Source organism: Pseudidiomarina xizangensis, from assembly GCF_052541995.1.
Genome location: NZ_JBOBQA010000001.1, coordinates 690,182 through 707,201 on the forward strand (window position 1 = coordinate 690,182; position 17,020 = coordinate 707,201).

Genomic DNA, 17,020 nt, shown 5'->3' on the forward strand with positions numbered 1-17,020 from the left:
GGTTGCGATAAGGTTTACCAAATTAAAGAATCGCGCGATCAATGTCCGCCAATAAACGACGGCCAATAATCACCCGCATGATTTCATTGGTACCTTCGAGGATTTGGTGCACGCGAACATCACGTACATGACGCTCAAGTGGATATTCCTTGATGTAACCGTAACCGCCATGAATCTGAAGTGCTTCATTACACACCTGGAAACCAACATCAGTAGCAAAACGTTTTGCCATTGCACAGTAGGTGGTTTTATCGGCATCATTGTTGTCGACTTTGAACGCCGCTAAGCGCACCATTTGCCGCGCAGCAACAAGTTCAGTTGCCATATCCGCCAGTTTGAATTGCAGCGCCTGGAACTGTCCCAGCTCTTTACCAAATTGCGTACGTTCCAACATGTAGTTGCGTGCAGTATCTAATGCTGCTTGCGCCGTTCCCACTGAGCACACGGCTATGTTAATGCGCCCACCATCGAGACCCATCATGGCAAATTTAAAGCCTTCACCCTCAGCACCAAGCAAGTTCTTCGCTGGAATACGAACATCTTCTAACGTAACCAAGCGCGTCGGCTGAGCGTTCCAGCCCATTTTGGCTTCTTTTTTACCGTAACTAACGCCCTCTGCGTCAGCTGGAACGACAAAGGCTGAGATGCCTTTTGGCCCAGCTTCGCCGGTGCGCGCCATAACGACCAGTACATCGGTACTGCCAGCCCCGGAGATAAACATTTTTGAGCCATTCAGCACATACTCGTCACCGTCTTTTTTCGCACTGGTGCGCAAACTTGCGGCGTCCGATCCTGCACCCGGCTCAGTTAAGCAGTACGAACCAAGCTTCTCCCCGGTGACCAGCTCAGGTACCCACTCTTCAACGACCTCTGCGGTGCCAAAAGAGCCGATCATCCAGGCCACCATGTTGTGAATGGTCATCATTGCCGTGGTCGCAGTGCAGCCCATTGCTAATTGTTCGAAAATCAACGCAGAATCAAGCCGACTCATACCAAAGCCACCCGCATCTTCTGGGGTGTACATGCCCATAAAACCCATTTCACCGGCTTTACGGAACACTTCGATTGGAAAGTGTGATTTCTCGTCCCACTCTCCGGCATAAGGTGCTAACTCTTTTTCAGCGAACGCTTTTGCGGTATCGACAAACGCCTGTTGATCATCAGTTAAATTAAAATCCATGCCACACCTCGTTACTTCAAGTTAATGGTCATATTCGGGCCGCTCACGTCGGCGATATCGCTTTCGAACCAGCGCGCAGTGATGGTCTTGGTTTCACTGTAGAACCGCACCCCTTGCTTACCATAAGCATGCAAGTCACCGAAGAACGAGCCTTTCCAACCGGTGAACGAGAAGAACGGTAACGGTACCGGAATCGGAATATTAATCCCCACTTGACCAACTTCAACTTCGTGTTGGTATTTACGTGCCGCAGCGCCACTTGCCGTGAACATTGAGGTACCGTTGCCATATGGATTAGCGTTAACTAATTCAATCGCCTCTTCCAGCGTTTCAGTACTGGTAGCGCAAAGTACCGGACCGAAGATCTCGTTTTTGTAGATCTCCATGTCGGTGGTGACATCGCTAAACATGGTCGGTCCGACCCAGTTGCCGTTCGGGAAGTCTTTAACTTCACAGTTACGACCGTCAACCAATAGCGTTGCGCCTTCTTCTTGTCCTTGCTTAATAAAATTCTCAACCCGTTGCTTGGCTTGCGGGCTTATTAACGGACCAAAACCAGCAGCTTTGTCATTCCAGGCGCCCGGACGAACTTTTTTCAGCTCTTCGGCAATTTCTGGGATCCACTCTTTCGCCGCACCAACGAATACCGCGACAGAAATCGCCATACAACGCTGTCCAGCAGCACCGACAGAAGCACCTACCAGATTGCTAATCACTTGGCTTTTGTTCGCGTCAGGCATGATCACGCAATGGTTTTTTGCACCAGCAAAAGCTTGTACGCGCTTCATGTTCTCTGTGCCGCGACGGTAAATGTACTGACCGACAGGTACCGAGCCAACAAACGAGATCGCCCGCACGGCAGGTTCATCAAGAATAAAGTCGACCTGATCTTTCGCGCCGTGAATCACTTGCAAGACGCCTTTTGGCGCGCCAGCTTGTTCAAATAACTCAACTAAACGAGTCGGCGTCAATGGATCTTGTTCTGACGGTTTTAAGATAAAGGTATTACCGCAAGCGATGGCTAATGGGAACATCCACAACGGAATCATCGCCGGAAAGTTAAACGGGGTAATACCCGCACACACGCCGAGCGGCTGAGTGTAGCTATAGGTGTCGATACTGCGCGCGACGTTTTCAACGGTTTCGCCCATCAACAATGACGGGATGTTAGCAGCATGCTCAACCACTTCAATACCACGCCAAACATCACCTTTCGCATCATCAAACGTCTTACCAGTCTCACCGGCAAGAATTTCGGCAATCTCATCATGATGTTCTTTCAGCAATGCCTGATAACGCATCATCACGCGGGCACGCTCTGAAACTGGGGTTTCTTTCCAGGTTAGAAAAGCTTTCTTAGCACTGGCAACCGCCGCGTCCATTTCTTCCTTGGTCGCGCATGGGGTTTGCGCAATGACTTCTTGCGTCGCTGGGTTGGTCACGTCAATCCATTGGCTTGCCTTGGATTGAACAAATTCGCCGTCAATATAAAGTGGTACTTTTTTAGTCATGTGAATTACCTCGTTGTGCTGACTAATGATTTATGGTTCGTATTTAAGCATTGAACCAGATTCTTTAACATTAACGATTTTGCCCCTATAATGGACAAAATTGTTATTTGAGATTCTTTTATGAGCCAACCGTCTAGCTGGCCCCTCCCGACCGGCAGTTCACGTATTGTGTTGCCGCTGGAGCTCACTGAACACCTAGCGCAACATCCGCTTAGCAAACATTTATATCCGCTGGCTTATGGTCATTATCTGGAAGCCATGGGACATCGCGCTGAGCGCTCAATGCACACCGACCACTTACTGATATTTTGTCATCGTGGTAGTGGTCATTACCGCATCGAAACCGCCCTCGGAACCCAATTCGGCAGTCTAAACGCGGGTCAACTGCTGTTCCTTCCGGCAGGACTAGCGCACGCTTACCATGCTGATCCAACCACCCCGTGGAGTATTTACTGGACCCACTTTAGCGGTGCTGAAGCAGCACGGTGCATGGACATACTTGGTCTTGCGCCTACGCAATTCGTGCTAACTTTAGATAACTGGCGCAGTCTGCTGCCAAATGTTACCGATTTACTCAATTTACAGCACCAACGCTGGCAACGGCAACGTGCCGTTCGCGCAGCAACCTTGCTGCAAAATCTGTTCGCTCAGCTGCCTGATTTAGCGAGCCAAGCGCAACAAACACAAGACTTTGACTTGCTTGCACTTGAACGGTTCATGCAAGACAATAGCCATCGCAATCTGGACCTTGCCGATATTGCTCGCGTCGCTGGTTTGTCGCGCTTTCATTTTGCGAAAAAATTCAAAACCGTTACCGGCACGTCACCGATGCGTTATTTTAACGAGCTGAAAATTAAACTCGCCTGTCAGCAACTCGACAGCAGTACAGATACTGTGCGTGCCATCGCACAAAGTTTGGGGTTTGATGACCCCTATTATTTTTCTCGACTGTTCAAAAAAGTCATGGGCATAGCACCCAGTGCTTATCGTGATAGTCATCAAGGGCATAATTAAACCTCAGGAGCGAGTAGCATGTGGATTCTTTGGGCAGTCACCGCGTTATGGGCCGCAAGTTTTTCACTTATCGGTGAGTTTCTCGCTGGCAACGTCGACGGCTATATTGCCGTATTCATTCGTATGCTACTGGCGCTATTATTGTTTCTACCCTTTTGGCGCCCAAACCGATTAAATTTTCGTAAACAACTGCTATTGGCCGGCATCGGCGCCATTCAAATTGGCATTATGTATTTATTGCTTTACCACGCGTTCATTTATCTCAGCGTGGCCGAAGTTTTACTCTTTACCATTTTCACGCCACTTTACGTCACTCTGATTGACGATGTGCTATTCCAGCGCAAGCATTTACCCGCTTCCTGGTGGTTTGCTGCAGTGCTGGCCGTACTAGGTGCCGCAGTGATTCGTTTTAACCCATTGAGCGAGGAATTTTTAACGGGCTTTTTCCTCATTCAGGGCGCCAATCTCTGCTTTGCCGCCGGACAAGTATTTTACAAACGCTTACCACTCGGTGATGCGCGTAACCAGGTGCACGTTTTTGCGCTATTTTTTATTGGTGCAACCATCACGACCGGAATCGCCATGGCCGCCTTTGCAAATTTCGACCTGCGGCCCAGCAGTCAGCTCCAATGGGGTATTCTACTCTGGCTTGGACTGGTGGCTTCCGGGGTCGGTTACCTGGCCTGGAACCTCGCCAGCAAGCGCGTTAACACTGCGCAACTCGCCACTATGAACAATATGCTGATCCCCGCCGGACTCTTAGTTAACTTCATCTTTTGGGGTAATCAGGTCGACTGGCTGCGCTTAGCTATTGGCGCCGTCATTCTGGCCGGCGCCGTTTATGTTGCCTCTTTGCAGCGCCGGTTACATTAGCTCAACCGCTACCGCGACGGCTTCACCGCCACCAATACAGAGTGAGGTTACGCCACGCTGTTTACCCTGGCGACGCAGAGCATGCAATAAGGTCACCAATAATCGTGCACCACTGGCACCGATTGGATGACCCAGCGCACAGGCGCCGCCATGAACATTCACTTTGCTGTGATCCAACTGCATTTCTTGCATCGCCAGCATGGTTACCATGGCGAAAGCTTCATTAATTTCCCACAGATCAACGTCGTCTTTTTGCCAACCGATCCGCTCAAGTAGTTTGGTCATCGCGCCGATAGGAGCAACGGTAAACTCAGCAGGCGCCTGCGAATGCGTCGCGTGTCCGACGACCCGCGCTAACGGCTGCAACCCACGCTTTTTCGCTTCACTTTCGCGCATCAACACCAAGGCTGCTGCACCATCAGAAATCGAACTTGAATTAGCTGCGGTAATGGTGCCGTCTTTGGCAAAAGCTGGGCGCAGCGAAGGGATCTTCTCCGGCATTGCTTTGCCCGGTTGCTCATCGATACTCACGGTCACATCACCTTTACGCGTGCTGTAGGTGACCTCAGCCACTTCGTCGGCAAAACCCCCGTCAGCAATCGCAGCTTGCGCTCGACGCAAGGATTCAAGCGCAAACGCATCCATCGCTTCACGGCCAAGTTTGTAATCATTTGCAGTACTCTGCGCATAACCACCCATAGCTTTGCCTTCATAGGCGTCTTCCAGACCATCTAACATCATGTGATCGTAGATGGCATCGTGGCCCATACGGAAGCCCGCACGCGCCTTCTTTAACAAATAAGGCGCGTTGGTCATACTTTCCATACCACCGGCAATAACAACGTCAGCCGAACCGACCTGCAATAGGTCATGCGCGAACATCACTGCTTTTAGACCTGAACCACAGACTTTATTAATGGTGGTCGCACCGGCACTTTTTGGCAACCCAGCATAAAGCGTCGCCTGCCGTGCTGGAGCCTGACCGATACCCGCAGGTAACACGTTACCCATAATCACTTCATTCACGTCTTCCGGGCTCAGACCACTGTCCGCCACCGCAGCCTTGATTGCTGTAGCCCCCAAATTCGCTGCATCCACAGCACTCAAACTACCTTGAAAGCCACCCATTGGGGTGCGCTTCGCCGCAACAATTACCACTGCATCAGACATAAAATCTCCTTAAATACGAAGAGCGATCATGGCTATTCGCTACTTGCTGTTCGTTAAATGCCAAGATTCAAACCAACAGCTAACAGCAAACAACGAACATCGACTTTGCTCTTCTTACCTTTACGTTAACGTCAACTTGATTTAAGCTTAACGCTCTACCAAGCCAGAATGCAAGTAAAATGAACGATATCAGCACATACAGCATCGGCGAAATGGCACGGGAATTTGACATTACCACCCGCAGTATTCGCTTTTATGAAGACCAAGGTCTTTTGACCCCAACCCGTCAGGGGCAAACCCGTCTTTACACCAATAAAGACCGTGTACGTTTGAAACTCATTCTACGCGGAAAACGTTTGGGATTCTCACTGGCTGAGACGAAGCGCTTATTCGATCTGTACGACATGGAAAATAGTAGTGTCCGTCAGTTACATACGGTTTTGGAGTTGATTGATGACAAGCGTACATCGCTGCATCAGCAACTTGAAGATATCAAAGTTTTATTAGTCGAGCTCGGCAACCTGGAAGAACGTTGCCGGGACGAACTTAATGATTTGCAGCCTACCGACTCAGTGCAGCAAGAGATTAAGCAGGAGAAGTTATGATTAGCCAATTTAGCAGTTTAAATTTTGGTTTAGGGGAAACCGCCAATATGATTCGTGAGAGTGTCAACGCCTTCGCGCGCGATGAAATAGCCCCACGCGCCGCGGAAATTGATGAGAAAAACGAATTTCCGGCAGATTTATGGCAAAAATTCGGTGAACTTGGTTTACTCGGCATGACGGTACCGGAAGAGTACGGCGGTTCAGGTCTTGGTTACCTTGAACACGTCATCGCTATGGAAGAAGTCAGTCGCGCTTCTGCCTCGGTCGGCCTGAGCTATGGTGCGCATTCAAATTTATGTGTTAACCAGATCGCGCGTAACGGTAGTAAAGAACAAAAACAAAAATACCTACCTAAGTTATGTTCCGGCGAGCATGTTGGCGCACTGGCAATGAGTGAGCCAAACGCCGGATCAGATGTCGTTAGCATGAAATTACGGGCCGACTTACAGGGAGACCATTACGTATTGAACGGCAACAAAATGTGGATCACCAATGGTCCTGAAGCCAGTGTGCTGGTGGTCTACGCTAAAACCAGTCCTGATAAGAACTCGCGTGGTATCACTGCGTTTATTATCGAAAAGGATTATCCTGGCTTTCGTACTGCACAAAAACTCGACAAACTCGGCATGCGCGGTTCCAATACCTGTGAACTGGTATTTGAAGACTGTAAAGTACCGGCAGAGAACATATTAGGTGAACTCGACGGCGGTGTTGAAGTGTTAATGAGCGGTCTCGATTACGAGCGCGCCGTGCTGGCTGCTGGTCCTTTAGGGATCATGCAGGCCTGCCTTGATGTGGTGGTGCCTTATTTGCACGATCGTAAACAATTTGGCCAAAGCATTGGTCAGTTCCAGTTGGTGCAAGGCAAAGTCGCCGACATGTATACCCGTACCAACGCAGCCCGCGCTTATGTATATGCTGTTGCGCAAAGTTGTGACCGTGGTGAAACCACCCGTAAAGATGCTGCAGGCGCAATTCTCTATGCCGCTGAACTAGCGACCCAAATTGCTTTGGACGCCATTCAATTATTAGGCGGAAACGGGTACATTAACGAGTACCCAACCGGTCGCCTGTTGCGTGATGCCAAACTTTATGAAATTGGCGCCGGCACTTCGGAAATTCGCCGCATGCTGATCGGTCGCGAACTGTTCAGTGAATCAGCTTAAGCTAGAGGAGCGTAATTGTGACGGTTCTATCCAGCTCAGTGAATACTAAAGACGAGACTTTTCTTGCCAACGCGAAATCCATGCAAGAGGTCGTTGATGACCTGTTTGCCAACGTTGAAAAAATTAAACAAGGTGGTGGCCCAAAGTATCAGGAGCGCCACCTTTCACGGGGCAAATTACTTGCCCGCCAACGCATCGAAAAGCTGGTGGATAGCGGCTCGCCGTTCCTCGAGCTGGGCCAGTTCGCCGCCTGGGAATGTTACGAAGACGAAGTGCCTGCCGCAGGTGTCGTTGCCGGTATTGGTCAGGTCGAAGGCGTGCAATGCATGATCGTTGCCAACGATGCCACGGTAAAGGGGGGTACCTACTACCCGTTAACCGTTAAAAAGCATCTGCGCGCGCAGGAAATTGCCGAACGCTGCCACCTGCCCTGCATCTACTTAGTCGACTCTGGCGGTGCATTTTTACCCCGCCAGGACGAAGTTTTTCCGGATCGCGACCATTTCGGCCGGATCTTCTTCAACCAGGCCAATATGTCTGCTAAAGGCATTCCGCAGATTGCCGTGGTGATGGGCTTATGTACTGCTGGTGGTGCTTATGTGCCGGCAATGGCTGACGAAAGTATCATCGTTAAAGAACAAGGCACGATTTTCCTTGCTGGACCGCCGCTGGTTAAAGCCGCTACCGGCGAAGAAGTCAGTGCGGAAGAACTCGGTGGTGCTGACGTGCACACCCGGGTATCCGGGGTTGCTGACCATTTTGCCATGAACGATGAACATGCATTAGCCCTGGCGCGACGTTCGGTCGCACGCCTGAACTTCCAGCCAGCGACGCCCAATACGCAAGCACCAGTAAAACCGCCCCGCTACGACAGCAAAGAGTTGTATGGCATTGTCGGTACCGACTTACGCAAGCCTTACGACGTGCGGGAAGTTATCGCCCGTGTGGTTGATGACTCAGACTTCGATGAGTTTAAACAAAACTACGGTAATACTCTGGTAACAGGCTTCGCCCGCATCCACGGTTACCCGGTGGGGATTGTCGCCAACAACGGTATTTTATTTTCCGAATCAGCACAAAAAGGCGCGCACTTCATTGAGCTCTGTGCGCAACGCAAAATTCCCCTAGTGTTTTTACAAAACATCACCGGGTTCATGGTCGGTAAAAAATATGAAGCCGAGGGCATCGCCAAGCACGGCGCCAAAATGGTAACCGCCGTCAGCTGTGCCCAGGTGCCTAAATTTACGGTGTTGATCGGTGGCAGTTATGGCGCCGGTAATTACGGTATGTGTGGCCGTGCTTATGACCCCACCCTGATGTTTATGTGGCCCAACGCCCGTATATCCGTGATGGGCGGCGAGCAAGCCGCAGGCGTTATGGCGCAGGTCACCAAAGACAATCTTGCCCGTAAGGGTGAAACCATGTCAGCCGCCGACGAGAAAAAACTAAAACAACCGATCGTCGAACAGTACGAAAAGCAGGGGCACCCCTACTACGCCTCAGGCCGGCTCTGGGATGATGGCATCATCGACCCGGCGCAGACGCGGACAGTATTAGGTTTAAGCCTTGCCGCTGCCAACAACGCACCGATTGCCGACACTAAGTTCGGCGTATTCCGGATGTAACAGGAGTTCGCATGAGTTATCGCTTTATCACGCTGACCTTTGCTAATCAGGTCGCCACGCTCAGGTTGAACCGTCCCGAAGTGCATAATGCCTTTGACGATGTCATGATCAGTGAGCTACTTGACGCCTTCCAACAGATCGAGCAAGCACCGGACTGCCGTGTGGTGGTATTAGCTTCCAACGGACGTAACTTTTCGGCCGGCGCTGATTTAGGTTGGATGCGCTCAATGGCCGATAAAAACTACGATGAAAACATTGCCGACGCCAATCAATTGGCACAACTGATGCAACGTCTCGATCAACTTAGCAAGCCAACTATTGCCTTAGTGCAAGGCGCGGCATTTGGCGGCGCTGTCGGTCTGGCAGCATGTTGTGACATCGTGCTGGCCGAAGAACGCACCAGCTTTTGCTTAAGCGAAGTGAAGATCGGCTTAATTCCAGCGGTGATCAGCCCTTATGTGATGCGTGCCATGGGTACCCGTCAGGCGCGGCGGTATATGCTTACAGCAGAACGCTTTGCTGCCACCGAAGCGTTACAGATGGGCTTGGTACACGAAATCGTAGACGATTTCGATGCCGCATTGACGCGCTACACCGATGCCTTAATAGGCAATAGTCCTGCTGCCGTTAGTGCCGCAAAAAAACTCATCGCCGACCTCGACCAACAACCGATTGATGCCAAGCATCAACGCCTAACGATGGAACGCATTGCTGCAATTCGTGTTTCGTCAGAGGGACAAGAGGGTTTATCAGCGTTTTTAGAGAAACGCAGTCCAAATTGGAAAAAGGATTCGCAATGATCAACAAGTTGCTAATTGCCAACCGCGGAGAGATCGCCTGTCGCATTATGCGCACCGCGCGTGAGCTCGGTATCGCTACGGTCGCCGTCTATTCAGAGGCGGATCGTCACGCACAACATGTGATGATGGCTGACGAGAGTGTTTTTATTGGTCCGGCACCAAGTGCAGAAAGTTACCTGGTGATCGATAAAATTATTGCCGCAGCCAAACAAACTGGTGCAGATGCCATTCATCCAGGCTATGGCTTCTTGTCTGAAAATGAAGCCTTCGCCGATGCCTGTGCGAGCGCTAACATTATATTTGTCGGCCCGCCCACCAGTGCGATCGCAGCCATGGGCTCCAAGAGTGCTGCTAAATCCATCATGAGTGAAGCCGGAGTACCACTGGTGCCAGGCTATCACGGCAACGAACAAGGCTTAGAGAAACTTACCGCCGAAGCCGAGAATATTGGTTACCCGGTGTTACTGAAAGCTGCCTATGGCGGTGGTGGTAAAGGTATGCGTGTGGTCGAAAAAGCCAGCGAATTTAAAGCGGCATTTGACTCAGCGAAACGCGAAGCACAAGCATCCTTCGGCAACGATAAAATGCTGGTCGAGAAATTCATCACCCGACCACGCCATGTTGAAATTCAGGTGTTCTGCGACCAACACGGGAATGCCGTATACCTGGCTGAGCGCGACTGCTCAGTGCAGCGCCGTCACCAGAAAGTTATTGAAGAAGCACCGGCACCGGCACTGAGCGAACGCACCCGGCATGCCATGGGCGAAGCTGCGATCCGGGCTGCACAGGCCATCGATTATGTCGGCGCTGGTACTGTGGAGTTCTTGCTCGATGTCGATAATAGTTTCTACTTCATGGAAATGAACACGCGACTACAGGTTGAGCATCCGGTAACCGAGATGGTGACCGGACAAGATCTCGTGGCCTGGCAATTAGTGGTCGCTAGTGGCGACACTCTGCCGTTAAGCCAGGATCAGATCCAACTTACCGGCCACGCTTTCGAGGCCCGGATCTATGCAGAAGATCCGGCCAATGACTTCCTGCCAAGCACCGGCATACTGCATCACCTGAGAACACCGGAAACTTCAAGCGTAGTACGCATCGATAGTGGTGTCATTGAAGGCGATGAAGTCAGCGCTTTTTACGACCCGATGATCGCCAAGTTGGTGGTTTGGGGAGAAGATCGCACCATTGCCCTGCGGAGATTGATTCGCGCGCTGGATGACTATCGTATCGCCGGCGTCCGCACCAATATCGACTTTTTGCGCAGCATCGCCCGACATCCCGATTTTCAACGGGCTGAACTGACCACACGATTTATTGAACAACATAACGATGCATTATTTAGCGCAGCTGCACCCGACGCCATCGAAAGTTATGCTGTGTTAGCTGCTCTCGCTGAAAACCTTTATGAAAAACAACAGGCTGAATCCAATGTCTGGCAACAGGCGCGCGGTTTTCGACTCAACCAAACCGCACAGTTCAGTCTCGAACTAAAACATGATGAAACTTCGTTGGATGTGCGCCTCGCCCAACGTGACGGTCACTGGTACAGTAATTTCGACGATTCTGCGTGGCTGGCAAGTTTGCACGGTGACCGTTTACAGGTTACCCGCGATGGCCATCAGTACTTTGTTTATGTAATGGCAACGGCACACGATATAACCGTGTTTTCTGACCAGCGCAGTGTGCGCTTCGCGCGCCATTTAGTTGCCGATACCTTAATTCAGGATGCCGGTGAAGGCTCGATGACCGCACCGATGAACGGTACCATTGTAGAGGTGTTGGTCAAAACCGGCGACAAGGTCGAAGCCGAGCAACCACTCGTTATTATGGAAGCAATGAAAATGGAATACACCATTCGTGCTGCCTATGCGGGTGAGATTGAACAGGTATTTTTTGCTGCCGGTGACCTGGTGAGCGACGGCGCTGAATTGCTAAGTATTGCAGCAGACGAGGAGTAAGCATGAGCGACTCAACGGTAAAAATTGTTGAAGTTGGACCGCGCGATGGCTTACAAAATGAGCAGGCGGTAACCCTTGCTGCCAAAATTCAATTGGTCAATGATCTCAGTGCTGCCGGCCTGAGCTATATTGAAACTGGGTCCTTTGTTAGCCCTAAGTGGGTGCCGCAAATGGCTGACAGCGCCGAGGTGTTCGCCGGAATTGATCGTCTAGCAGGCGTAACCTATGCCGCCTTAACACCCAATCTCAAAGGGTTTGAAGCCGCCCGTGCAGCAGGCGTTGACGAAGTCGCTATTTTTGGTGCTGCTTCAGAAGCCTTTAGTCAAAAAAACATTAACTGCTCGATCGCCGAGAGCCTGACGCGTTTCGAGCCGGTGCTTGCCGCTGCAAAACAAGCAAATATCAAGGTGCGCGGCTACGTTAGTTGCGTTTTAGGCTGTCCCTACGACGGCGAAATTGCGCCCGAGCAAGTCGCCTGGGTCGCGGAAAAGCTATTCACCATGGGCTGCTATGAAGTTTCCCTCGGCGATACTATTGGGGTTGGTACTCCGCTAAAAGCCCAACGTATGCTTACTGCGGTTGCGGAAAAAGTACCGATGCAACAATTGGCCTTGCACTTCCACAACACCTACGGCCAGGCGCTGGCTAATATCGCCAGTTGTTTACCCATGGGCGTGCGCACCATTGATAGCGCCGTGGCAGGTTTAGGCGGCTGTCCTTACGCCAAAGGTGCCAGTGGTAACCTAGCCACAGAAGATGTGGTGTACATGCTCCACGGCATGGGATATGACACAGGCATTGACTTAGCAAACTTAATTGGCGCTGGACAGCGAATTTGTCAAACCCTTGGCCAGCAGCCGCGCTCCAACGTAGCGCTCGCCGAATTAGCTAAGCACACCAGCAACTAAACCAACGGGAGCCCAAAAATGACAACGAAAATGATGTGGCAACCATCCGCCGACCAGATCGCCAATGCCCGCATGACTAACTTTATGCAGCAGGTGAATCAAGACTTAAAGCTTGCTCTTACTAATTATCAGGACCTGCATGCTTGGTCAGTTGATCATAGCGCCGATTTTTGGCGTTACCTTTGGGATTACCTCGAGGTTATTGGTGAACCTGGCCCCACCACCGTTACCGAGCAAAATAAAATGCCCGGAGCGAATTGGTTCCCCGACGCTCAATTGAACTTTGCCGAGAACCTTTTGCGCTACGACGACGACCGCACGGCTATCGTCTTTCGCGGTGAAGACGGCAGCCGTCAAGCCATCAGCTATTACGAACTGCACCGACAAGTCGCGGCAGTCGCTCATCAGTTCAAGCAGCATGGGGTGCAAAAAGGCCATCGGGTCGCCGCAATGATGCCCAACTGCATTGAAACCATTGTAGCCATGCTCGCTACCACCAGTCTTGGTGCCATTTGGTCATCCTGTTCACCCGACTTTGGCGTGCAAGGGGTACTCGATCGGTTCGGGCAAATTGAACCCAAAGTCTTTTTAACCGTGGATGGTTACTTCTATAACGGTAAACGTCTCGATATCAGTGACAAAACTCAGGCCATCCGAACCGAACTCAACACCGTTGAACTGTTTGTCATGGTCAAATTTGCCAACGTTGAGTCAGCGCAACCACAAGATAACCACTGGTGGCACGACTGGGTTGCTGAAGATGCCCCATCCGCTCACCTGAAATTTGTCGCTACCGCCTTTAATGATCCGCTCTACATCATGTTTAGCTCCGGTACCACCGGTGTGCCTAAATGCATCGTGCATGGCACTGGCGGCACCTTGCTACAGCATCTGAAAGAACATGCGCTGCACACGGACCTTGGCCGCGACGACGTATTCTTCTACTTCACTACCTGTGGTTGGATGATGTGGAACTGGCTGGTTTCAGGTCTTGCCCAAGGCTCGACCTTAGTGTTATTCGACGGTTCGCCGTTTTATCCAGAACCCTCAATACTCTGGGACATCGCCGAGCAAGAGAACATCAGCGTGTTTGGTACCAGCGCCAAATACCTTTCGGCGCTCGAAAAAGCTGATTGTAAACCAGCACAGTCACACGACTTAAGCGCGCTACGTAGCATCCTTACCACCGGCTCGGTGTTGGCTCCAGAGAGCTTTGATTACGTTTATCGCGATATCAAAACCGACCTCTGTTTGTCATCGATCTCAGGTGGCACCGACATCGTTTCGTGTTTTGCCCTAGGTTGCCCTATCCTGCCAGTGTATCGCGGCGAACTGCAGTGTCGTGGTCTTGCTCTTGATGTACAGGTATACACTGATCAAGGCGAGTCTGTGAAAGGTCAGAAAGGCGAACTGGTCTGTCGCAATAGCTTTCCTTGTATGCCGATAGGTTTTTGGAACGATGACGACGGCGAGCGTTACTTTCAGGCTTACTTTGCCCGCTTCGACAACACTTGGGCGCATGGTGATTACGCCGAGCTCACCGAGCATAACGGCGTTATTATTTACGGCCGCTCCGATGCGGTGTTAAATCCAGGTGGTGTGCGTATCGGTACTGCTGAAATCTATCGTCAGGTGGAAAAAATTGATGCGGTGCTGGAGAGTATTGCCGTAGGCCAAAACTGGCAAGATGATGAACGAGTGGTGCTGTTTGTTCGGCTGCGTGAGGGCGTCAGCCTCGATGACGAACTGCAACAACAAATCCGTAAAACCATTCGGGCTAACGCGACGCCGCGACACGTGCCGGCGATCATCGCACAAGTGGACGATATCCCGCGTACCATCAGTGGCAAAATCGTCGAGCTGGCTGTGCGTCAGGTGGTCCATGGCGAAACAGTGAAGAATACCGACGCGCTGGCGAACCCGGCAGCACTTGAGCAATTTGCCAACCGCAAGGAGCTAAATTAAGTATGCGTGGCCACTGGGTATTAGCACGAAAACTACTGTTGATAGCCTTCCTTGGCATCGTGTTTACCCTGTTGGCGGCACAGGTGGTGCTACGCTCAGAAAATAAAGCGATAGCAGAGCGGTTGCAGGAAGACACCCGGCAGCTGGAAGATCACTTCCGTCAGGTTTTGCTGACCTACGCTTTCGCGACCGAGTGGACCGCACGAAGCTTAGCTCGTGATCCCAAACAAGGTTTAGTCACCCTTGCCGAAGAATCGACGGCTCTCTTTTTGTATTACCCATCTTTACGTCGTATTTTGGTGCTTGATGAAAAGTTTGAGATACTTTTTGAGCGCGCACAGCAACAAAGCCCAGCTTTAGCTATTGCTAATTTTAGCGATTCTGAAATCGCCAACAAACTCAAGGCGAACCCGCTTTTACCTCACGCCCGCAGTGCCTTCGCCGGTGATTTTTCTGACGCAATGGAAGATATTGTTCTCGCTGCGGGCTACCAGAATAGTGATTCCCCTAATTTTTTAACTTTGGTGGTCGATATTGATCACTTCTTTGATAGCCTTATCCGTAGCGAGATCACCGAAGGCTATCAAGTTGAAGTCAGCATGGATAAACAGGCCATTTATCGCTTTGCAGGAAACGACCTATTACGCGCAGAATGGGCGGTAAGCCTACCGTTAAAGTTTGCCTCGAACGAATGGCAAGTGCATCTTTGGCCAACGCCTGAGCGCTTAGATTCCATGTATTCCGCGAGCGTTCCTATGGTGCTTTTTGGCGGCCTGATATTAAGCCTTGGCGGACTTTCCCTCGGTTGGCGCTCGCATCAATTACATCAACGTTTGCAAGCGCAACAACAGCTGGTCAAGCAAGCGACAGACCAACTCAAAAAGATGCATAAGACTGAGGATAGACTCGTCTTTCTCTCAGATCATGACCCATTGACGGAATTACCTAACCGCAACGGTTTGCTCCGCTACTTACAAACTCAGATGATCCCAATACAGCAGCAGGAACGCCAACTGGTAGTGCTGGTCATAAGTATTGATGCTTTTCGCGAGCTCAACCATGCACTCGGTCAGACGATCACCGATGAAATTATCAAACGGATCGCTTTACGAATTCAAAAAGACCTGCCCGTCGGCGCCTTTATTTCACGCACCACAATCGATACCTTTGTCGTGGTTTGCGAACTTGCCACTGATGAGTTGAATCAAGCTTTGGCCGAAGCCATCCGCCATAACATCACGCCGCAACTCTTTATTGAACAACACGAAATCTACTGCTCCGCGTCGATTGGCATTGCCTATGCGAAAGACGCCAACTACGCCATCGATAGCTTGCTCTATAACGCCGACAGTGCGCTCTACAGCGCACGACAACAAGGCTTCTTCGGCATTGAGTTTTATCATCATGACCAACAACTTGAACTCAATTATCGGCGTGAACGTCTACAAGCTTTGCGTTTTGCGTTAGAGAACGACCAGCTTATATTGCATTACCAACCCATTATACAATTGCGTGAACACACCATCGTCGGCGTCGAAGCGCTGTTACGCTGGGGCACTGCGGACGGAAAATTGATTGAACCGCGCAATTTTCTCGCGCTGATGGAGCAAACAGGATTAATTTTTTCGATCACCGAGTTCATTCTCAAATCCGCCTGCCAACAGCTGTCACAATGGCAACAGGACTACGAACAAAAACTCACCATGAGCCTTAATTTATCGTTACGCCAATTAACCATGCCCGAGCTGCCCGAGCTGATTAGTCATTATCTTAAACGCGCCCAGGTAAGCCCGGATTGCTTACAGCTTGAGTTCGACGAGTCAGTCTACTTACAACTCTGCCGGAGTCACAAGATTACCGTTCAACAACTTAAGAAGCTCGGCATGCGTGTTTGTATTAACGTAACCGGGGTCAGTAATTCATTACTCAAGGCGATTCGCTACTGTCCGCCGCATGTGTTAAAAATTGCTCCAGAGTTGATTGCGGAAATTCCAACGCAAGCGGTACAAACCGAATTAGTTGAAAGTGTTATTCGACTTGCTCACAATCTTCACTTGCAAGTAATTGCCGTAGCCGTTGAAGAGCAACAACAAACGGATTTTCTATTACAACGAAATTGCGTGCTCGCGCAAGGCCATTATTTAGCGCCGGCGCTTCCCGCAGAAGAACTAACGGCACTGCTGCAACAACCTTTTACCATGCACCAGCAACGCCCATCAGTGTTTTAACAGGAGTCCCT

General features: G+C 50.7%; 13 protein-coding genes. 10 read left to right on the forward strand and 3 right to left on the reverse strand.

Annotated elements, in window-relative coordinates; translation table 11 throughout:
- Positions 1 to 22 precede the first annotated feature (22 nt).
- Positions 23 to 1,180, reverse strand: coding sequence for an acyl-CoA dehydrogenase family protein (locus ACQ5ES_RS03250; RefSeq protein WP_445014523.1), 1,158 nt, complete (start codon positions 1,178 to 1,180; stop codon positions 23 to 25).
- An 11-nt stretch (positions 1,181 to 1,191) separates the two neighbouring features.
- Positions 1,192 to 2,691: a CoA-acylating methylmalonate-semialdehyde dehydrogenase gene (locus ACQ5ES_RS03255; RefSeq protein ID WP_445014524.1), complete on the reverse strand. Its 1,500-nt coding sequence runs from the start codon at positions 2,689 to 2,691 to the stop codon at positions 1,192 to 1,194.
- A 120-nt stretch (positions 2,692 to 2,811) separates the two neighbouring features.
- Between ACQ5ES_RS03255 and ACQ5ES_RS03260 the strand changes: the two genes are divergently transcribed.
- Both ACQ5ES_RS03260 and ACQ5ES_RS03265 read left to right on the forward strand, forming a co-directional pair.
- Positions 2,812 to 3,705, forward strand: coding sequence for a helix-turn-helix transcriptional regulator (locus ACQ5ES_RS03260; protein WP_445014525.1), 894 nt, complete (start codon positions 2,812 to 2,814; stop codon positions 3,703 to 3,705).
- 18 nt (positions 3,706 to 3,723) lie between these two features.
- Positions 3,724 to 4,578, forward strand: a complete 855-nt coding sequence (locus ACQ5ES_RS03265) for an EamA family transporter (protein ID WP_445014526.1) — start codon at positions 3,724 to 3,726, stop codon at positions 4,576 to 4,578.
- On the opposite strand, the gene ACQ5ES_RS03270 is transcribed toward ACQ5ES_RS03265, so the two are convergent.
- Entirely contained in the window at positions 4,570 to 5,748 is a 1,179-nt protein-coding gene (locus ACQ5ES_RS03270) for an acetyl-CoA C-acyltransferase (RefSeq protein WP_445014527.1), read from the reverse strand. The genes ACQ5ES_RS03265 and ACQ5ES_RS03270 overlap by 9 nt on opposite strands.
- Positions 5,749 to 5,927: 179 nt before the next feature.
- Between ACQ5ES_RS03270 and ACQ5ES_RS03275 the strand changes: the two genes are divergently transcribed.
- Genes ACQ5ES_RS03275 through ACQ5ES_RS03310 form a run of 8 tightly spaced genes read left to right on the forward strand, consistent with a single transcriptional unit; the run spans position 5,928 to position 17,009 of the window.
- Positions 5,928 to 6,353, forward strand: coding sequence for a MerR family transcriptional regulator (locus ACQ5ES_RS03275; RefSeq protein WP_445014528.1), 426 nt, complete (start codon positions 5,928 to 5,930; stop codon positions 6,351 to 6,353).
- A complete protein-coding gene (locus ACQ5ES_RS03280; protein WP_445014529.1) occupies positions 6,350 to 7,519 on the forward strand; it encodes an isovaleryl-CoA dehydrogenase in 1,170 nt (389 codons plus the stop codon). Before ACQ5ES_RS03275 ends, ACQ5ES_RS03280 begins: the two co-directional genes overlap by 4 nt.
- Positions 7,520 to 7,536: 17 nt before the next feature.
- Positions 7,537 to 9,144 carry a carboxyl transferase domain-containing protein gene (locus tag ACQ5ES_RS03285; RefSeq protein WP_445014530.1) on the forward strand — a complete coding sequence of 536 codons (1,608 nt, stop codon included), beginning with the start codon at positions 7,537 to 7,539 and terminating at the stop codon, positions 9,142 to 9,144.
- Positions 9,145 to 9,155: 11 nt separating this feature from the next.
- Positions 9,156 to 9,944: an enoyl-CoA hydratase/isomerase family protein gene (locus ACQ5ES_RS03290; RefSeq protein WP_445014531.1), complete on the forward strand. Its 789-nt coding sequence runs from the start codon at positions 9,156 to 9,158 to the stop codon at positions 9,942 to 9,944.
- A complete protein-coding gene (locus ACQ5ES_RS03295) occupies positions 9,941 to 11,908 on the forward strand; it encodes an acetyl/propionyl/methylcrotonyl-CoA carboxylase subunit alpha (protein ID WP_445014532.1) in 1,968 nt (655 codons plus the stop codon). The genes ACQ5ES_RS03290 and ACQ5ES_RS03295 overlap by 4 nt, the downstream gene beginning before the upstream one ends.
- Positions 11,909 to 11,910: 2 nt before the next feature.
- Positions 11,911 to 12,816 carry a hydroxymethylglutaryl-CoA lyase gene (locus ACQ5ES_RS03300; protein WP_445014533.1) on the forward strand — a complete coding sequence of 302 codons (906 nt, stop codon included), beginning with the start codon at positions 11,911 to 11,913 and terminating at the stop codon, positions 12,814 to 12,816.
- An 18-nt stretch (positions 12,817 to 12,834) separates the two neighbouring features.
- Positions 12,835 to 14,781, forward strand: coding sequence for an acetoacetate--CoA ligase (locus ACQ5ES_RS03305; RefSeq protein ID WP_445014534.1), 1,947 nt, complete (start codon positions 12,835 to 12,837; stop codon positions 14,779 to 14,781).
- A 2-nt stretch (positions 14,782 to 14,783) separates the two neighbouring features.
- A complete protein-coding gene (locus ACQ5ES_RS03310; RefSeq protein ID WP_445014535.1) occupies positions 14,784 to 17,009 on the forward strand; it encodes a putative bifunctional diguanylate cyclase/phosphodiesterase in 2,226 nt (741 codons plus the stop codon).
- Positions 17,010 to 17,020: the final 11 nt, after the last annotated feature.

Bases quoted from the DNA above. Each gene is read 5' to 3' on its own strand.
- ACQ5ES_RS03250 (WP_445014523.1), bottom strand. From the start codon at position 1,180: ATGGATTTTAATTTAACTGATGATCAACAGGCGTTTGTCGATACCGCA.
- ACQ5ES_RS03255 (WP_445014524.1), bottom strand. From the start codon at position 2,691: ATGACTAAAAAAGTACCACTTTATATTGACGGCGAATTTGTTCAATCC.
- ACQ5ES_RS03260 (WP_445014525.1), top strand. From the start codon at position 2,812: ATGAGCCAACCGTCTAGCTGGCCCCTCCCGACCGGCAGTTCACGTATT.
- ACQ5ES_RS03265 (WP_445014526.1), top strand. From the start codon at position 3,724: ATGTGGATTCTTTGGGCAGTCACCGCGTTATGGGCCGCAAGTTTTTCA.
- ACQ5ES_RS03270 (WP_445014527.1), bottom strand. From the start codon at position 5,748: ATGTCTGATGCAGTGGTAATTGTTGCGGCGAAGCGCACCCCAATGGGT.
- ACQ5ES_RS03275 (WP_445014528.1), top strand. From the start codon at position 5,928: ATGAACGATATCAGCACATACAGCATCGGCGAAATGGCACGGGAATTT.
- ACQ5ES_RS03280 (WP_445014529.1), top strand. From the start codon at position 6,350: ATGATTAGCCAATTTAGCAGTTTAAATTTTGGTTTAGGGGAAACCGCC.
- ACQ5ES_RS03290 (WP_445014531.1), top strand. From the start codon at position 9,156: ATGAGTTATCGCTTTATCACGCTGACCTTTGCTAATCAGGTCGCCACG.
- ACQ5ES_RS03295 (WP_445014532.1), top strand. From the start codon at position 9,941: ATGATCAACAAGTTGCTAATTGCCAACCGCGGAGAGATCGCCTGTCGC.
- ACQ5ES_RS03300 (WP_445014533.1), top strand. From the start codon at position 11,911: ATGAGCGACTCAACGGTAAAAATTGTTGAAGTTGGACCGCGCGATGGC.
- ACQ5ES_RS03305 (WP_445014534.1), top strand. From the start codon at position 12,835: ATGACAACGAAAATGATGTGGCAACCATCCGCCGACCAGATCGCCAAT.
- ACQ5ES_RS03310 (WP_445014535.1), top strand. From the start codon at position 14,784: ATGCGTGGCCACTGGGTATTAGCACGAAAACTACTGTTGATAGCCTTC.